At 65.5% G+C, this 4,803-nt stretch carries 4 protein-coding genes and 3 pseudogenes; 5 read left to right on the top strand and 2 right to left on the bottom strand.

Features of this window, described 5'->3' with window-relative positions; all coding sequences use genetic code 11:
* Positions 1-452, top strand: a pseudogene (locus tag ACLP9N_RS15455) (sulfotransferase family protein); the annotation flags it as partial.
* Positions 434-798: pseudogene (locus tag ACLP9N_RS15450) on the top strand (TylF/MycF/NovP-related O-methyltransferase); the annotation flags it as partial. The pseudogenes ACLP9N_RS15455 and ACLP9N_RS15450, both read left to right, overlap by 19 nt.
* A gap of 357 nt (positions 799-1,155) precedes the next feature.
* Here ACLP9N_RS15450 and ACLP9N_RS15445 read toward each other — a convergent pair.
* Entirely contained in the window at positions 1,156-1,542 is a 387-nt protein-coding gene (locus ACLP9N_RS15445; RefSeq protein WP_442408242.1) for a hypothetical protein, read from the bottom strand.
* Between the two features lie 140 nt (positions 1,543-1,682).
* Here ACLP9N_RS15445 and ACLP9N_RS15440 point away from each other — a divergent pair, with 140 nt between their 5' ends.
* The 3 genes from ACLP9N_RS15440 to ACLP9N_RS15430 are packed head-to-tail and all read left to right on the top strand — an operon-like array spanning position 1,683 to position 4,159.
* Complete coding sequence (locus ACLP9N_RS15440; RefSeq protein WP_442408241.1) at positions 1,683-2,630, top strand: ATP-binding cassette domain-containing protein; 948 nt, start codon at positions 1,683-1,685, stop codon at positions 2,628-2,630.
* Positions 2,627-3,367, top strand: a complete 741-nt coding sequence (locus ACLP9N_RS15435) for an ABC transporter permease (RefSeq protein WP_442408240.1) — start codon at positions 2,627-2,629, stop codon at positions 3,365-3,367. The genes ACLP9N_RS15440 and ACLP9N_RS15435 overlap by 4 nt, the downstream gene beginning before the upstream one ends.
* An 18-nt stretch (positions 3,368-3,385) precedes the next feature.
* Positions 3,386-4,159 carry an ABC transporter permease gene (locus ACLP9N_RS15430; RefSeq protein WP_442408243.1) on the top strand — a complete coding sequence of 258 codons (774 nt, stop codon included), beginning with the start codon at positions 3,386-3,388 and terminating at the stop codon, positions 4,157-4,159.
* A gap of 167 nt (positions 4,160-4,326) precedes the next feature.
* Here the strand turns inward: ACLP9N_RS15430 and ACLP9N_RS15425 are convergent.
* Positions 4,327-4,612, bottom strand: a pseudogene (locus ACLP9N_RS15425) (glycosyltransferase family 2 protein); the annotation flags it as partial.
* Positions 4,613-4,803 lie beyond the last annotated feature (191 nt).

Raw genomic sequence — 4,803 nt, 5'->3', positions numbered from 1 at the left:
ATAGTCTGCTGGCCGAGAGGGACACGCGCGGCTTGCCGCGCGTGTTCGTTGAGTACGCCAACCTTATGGACGATTGGTGCCGGGAAGTTAAGCGGATTTCCGTGGCGCTCGCGATCGATCTGGACATCCGGGACGAGGGCGCAATCGAGGATTTTCTCGCACCTGGTCTCCGGCACCACCGGCGCTGCGGCCCGGTGACTGAGCTTTTCGGCGCGGACTGGATTTCCGCGGCCTACCAAGCGCTGAGCGCGGCCGCGCGCGACGAGCCCTGGGACCAGCCCGCGCTGGATCGCGTGTTCGAGGCGTACCGGGCGAGCGAACAAGGTTTCCGGACGATGTTCGAGGATTTCCACCGCCTCCGCAAGCTTTACCGGCTCGTCCCGATATCGATCGTGAAACTGATCCTCGAGGTCAACGCGATCGCTCGCCGGCGCAGCGAGACCTGGGCCTAGACTGGCGCGCGGAGGCCGAGACGATGATTGGAATGCAGAGACCCACCAGTCTGTAGCGTTGCGCTAAGACGGTACTGGCCGATGACGTTCCCGGCGATCTGATCCAATGTGGAGCGCCGCGCGAAGGGGCATCCTGATGCGCGCGGTTCTGGCGGCCCATGGGGATGAGACACGATGCGTATGGCTAGCCGGTTCGCTCGCGGGCGCGCCACGCCCGGGCCCCGCAAATTACAAAGCAGATAAAGGGATGAGGCTGGACCGCTTTGCGCCCATATTGGCGGTGCCGGAAACCCCCAGCCAGCCTCACGCAGCATTTCACGCACGTCACGGGTTATCCGATCGGCAATGACAACCCGCATGCCAGGCTGACGACCTTGTTGGCGACGCCAGTGGTGCAGCGTTTCGAGGCCGTTTCGCTGTCAGCAGTGCGAATACGTTGCCCTCAGCACGGAGCCATTATCTACTGTTCGGCGTTCGGTCAATACCGATCACCGAACATGTGAACCCGTGGGCTAAGACGCCAACGATGGTCAGGAGGTGTTCGATGCCTCGGAAGTCGTCGACATTTCGTGTGTAAAGGGGGAGGTTGGCGGCTAGGGCGGTGGCGGCGATTAACAGATCGACCGCTCGGGCGCCGCCCGCCTTGCGCCCGGTTGGGATGACCGCGGCGTAGATGTGTCCGTACGCTCTGGCAGAGTCGCCATCAAACCGCAGCGGGGTCGAAGGCGGCCTCGGCTCGTTGTGGGCGATCTTGACGTCGCGCTCGCTCGCCGGCATCGCCCGTCGCATGGGGGCCGGCGGCGAACTTTGTCATGGTCAGGGCGCTAATCGCCAGTTCGCTTGGGAGCTGGCCGACGTCGATGTTTTCCAGGGCGATCACAACCGACGTGTCAATCTGGCCGTGCGACGGACGCGGAGCCTCAGCACGAGGCGTGGTCTCCTGGCCAGCGACCCGGTCGAGGTCCACTCGGAACCGGTCGAACTCTACTCGCGGAACGCCCCTGAACGTAGCGACGGCCGCCTCAGCGCTTACGAATCGATGCCGACGTAGTGGGGAAAGCTCGCCGACCGGGATTCCGTTCGTGGTCACGTACCCGGGATGATGGCGCAATCGAGGAGTTTCTCACACCGGATCTTCACCAGCGGAGAAGGCCCGCGGCATCTCTGATAGCGCTATCTGCTAACCGATCCCGCCCACGTGCCACACCTAACTATGAAATACTTTCTGCGGTGAGCCCACTTGCGATCGAGGTTGTTGGCCTCACGAAGACATTCGGGGGAGCCACGCCTGCGCTGTGTGGCGTGAGCTTTTCGGTTCCGGCCGGGACGGTGTGCGGTTTGCTCGGCCACAATGGCGCTGGCAAGACGACCACCATTAACATTCTGTCCACGCTGATCCGCCCGGATTCGGGCCGTGCCGTCGTCGCCGGATACGACATCGTCGGCCAGTCCGCCCGGGTACGCGCCAGCATCGCGATGGCCGGGCAGTTCACCGCGATGGACCCGCTGCTTACCGGCCGGGAGAACCTGGTGTTGTTCGGCAGGCTGCGCGGCCTGCGTCGGCGCCAGGCCAAGGTTCGCGCCGACGAGCTGATCGAACAGTTCGATCTTGTCGCGGTCGCTGACCGGCAGGTAAACACCTATTCGGGGGGCATGTGGCGGCGCGTTCATCTGGCTAGCACTTTGGTGGTGCCGTCGAAGGTGCTTTTCCTCGACGAGCCGACCACGGGGCTGGACCCGCGCAGCCGCCGCGACGTGTGGGCCCTGGTGAGCTCGTTGGCTCAGCAGGACGTCACCGTGTTGCTGACCACGCAGTATTTGGAAGAGGCCGACGTGCTGAGCGACTCGATCGTCGTCATCGACCACGGACAGGTGATCTCCAGCGGCACCGCCGAGGACCTCAAGCGCCGGGTGGGTAGCAGCCACTGCCAGGTGACCCCGGCCAATCCGGCCGATTTGCCTCAGGTCGCGGCGGCGCTGGCCGGGCTTGACGGGATCGATACTGAGGCCGACACGAACTCGGTGTCGGTGTTGGCCCCGGACGGGGTGGCCACGCTGGGTGAGGTGTTTCAACGGGTCGATGCGCTGGGCATCGAACTCGTCGACATCTCGCTGCGCAAACCCTCGCTCGACGAGGCGTTTCTGCACCTGACCGAACCGACCGTCGCCCAATCATGAGCGCCCTGGTCGCCCTGACCGAACGTTCGCTGATCTCCGCGGCGCGCGACGGCGGGATGATCTTCGAGATCCTGTCACCCGCCGGGTATTTGGCGGGCTTCACCGTGGCGCTGCACGGCCTGATCGACACCGGCCGCATGAGTTACGCGCAGTATCTGGTGCCCGCGGTGGTCATCCAGTCGGTGATCTTCGTCGCGCTGCTTACCGCCGGCCGTGCCACCCATGATCACCTGCTTGGGCTGAACAAGCGGTTGGCGACGCTCCCGATCGCCGCGGCAGTCCCCATGGGCGCTCGCGTGCTGGCCACCCTGATTCGGGCCGCACTCGCCGTGTCGGTGGCGATGGTCGCCGGCTATGCGTTCGGATTCCGGATGACCGGTGGACTGGGCTATGCGCTGGCCTTTGTGCTCATCACGTTGCTCCTGTGCCTGGCCGTGGCGCTGGGCGCCGACGCGGTGGGGTCCGGTACCAGCAGTGTCCAGGGGGTCGGCCAGCTACTGACGGCCCCCCAACTGCTGCTGTTGATGCTGTCCACCGGAATCGCCCCGGAGAAAACCTTTCCCCACTGGTTGCGCCCGTACGTGCGTAACCAGCCGGTGTCACAGATCGCCGAAACACTGCGCGGCCTGGCCACCGGGCAGGTGGCGGTCGGCAACTTGGCGGCCAGCCTGGCCTGGTGTGTGGGCATGGTGCTGGTCTTCGGCGCGACCACGCTGCGGTTGCAGAGGCGGGGCTAAGTGATACTACAGCCCGGGATGCAAGGCTCGCTGCTGACTCAGACCTGGGTGCAAGCCGGTCGACTCCTTACCCGGTGGCGGCGTGAGCGAGCGGTGATGATGGGGTCGCTGGTCGTGCCTGTCTGCATCCTGCTCACCTACCAGGCGGTGCTAGGCGAGCGGGTGCATAAGGTCACCGGGGTCGCCAGCGTTTACGGCCTGGTCCCGGTGTGCGCGGTGCTGTCCGCGGTGCTCGGCGCCCTGCGCACGTCGGAGGGCATCGTGGTGGACCGCCAGTGGGGGCTGCTCAGCCGGATGTGGGTGCTGCCGGTGCACCGGGCAAGCGCGCTCACCGGACGGCTGACCGCCGAGGCCGTGCGCGCGCTCATCGGGACGGTCCTGATCACCGCCCTCGGAGTGGCAATGGGACTACGCTTCACGCACGGCTGGCCCGCGGCACTGGTGTACATTCTGATCCCGCCGATCGTGGTGGCCGGGTTCACGGCGCTGGTAATGGCGCTGGCCGTCCGCACCAATGCCCGCACCGCCATGACGTTGCTGGCGACCGTGACCGTCTCGCTGGCGTTCGTCAATCCCGGTATCACTCCAATCGGGCTGTTCCCGGACTGGCTCCGGCCATTGGTCCGCGTGCAACCGATGTCGCCACCCATCGAGGCGATGCGGGCACTGGCCCACGACGGCCCCCTCGTGTGGCCTCTAGCGATGACTCTCATCTGGGCAATCGTGCTGGTGGCGGTGTTCATTCCACTGGCCGTGCGCGGCTATCGGCTCGCCGCCGAGTCCAGCGCCTAAGAGGCGCTTCGGCACCGCGGTCCGCGCCCGGGTGATAGACACGACCACATGGGGATCCTGGTGAGCCGGGTGCTGTTTTGACCCGCGGGCTAATACCCGCCGCCGGTCCAGATCACTCGGACGGGATGACGTTGGAGCCGCGCTCGGACCGACTGGCTGGCGCCGATCCAGATCACTCGGAAGGGATGGAAGCGCACCGCCGTCTCTGGGTGCCGGTCGAGGAACGCCACCTGCTTGCTCAGCTTCAGCGGATTGATCCAGTAGTGGTTTCCCTCGCACAGTGCGATGTACTCGCCGCGCAGCCGACAGGGCGTCGGTCAGGTTCGCGTTGGGGCCGACGTTCTCCGACCTGAGTATTGGCCGGAACAGGTGCGGGTACCGGCTGGCGTACTCCTGGATGATCGCCGGTGTGCAATCGGTCGAAGCATCGTCGGCGGCGATGATCTCTATGGGGGTCGATAGGGCCGGTATTGGGGTTAAACTGCTGGGCGGCTGAACCGGGGGACGCGAGGCTCCCGCTTTCATTTCGCAGAACGCGCACGGGAAGTAAAGGGCCAGGATCCGCGTTGAAATTTGTGCTGGCGTTCTATGGAACTCGCGGCGATGTCGAGCCCGGCATCGCTCTCGGTCGTGAGCTGCTGCGC

This window comes from Mycobacterium sp. (genome assembly GCF_052144515.1).
In the GTDB taxonomy this organism is placed as follows: Bacteria; Actinomycetota; Actinomycetes; order Mycobacteriales; family Mycobacteriaceae; genus Mycobacterium.
Note: the sequence above shows the minus strand (reverse complement) of the source record. Positions and strands in the feature narration are given on the sequence as shown.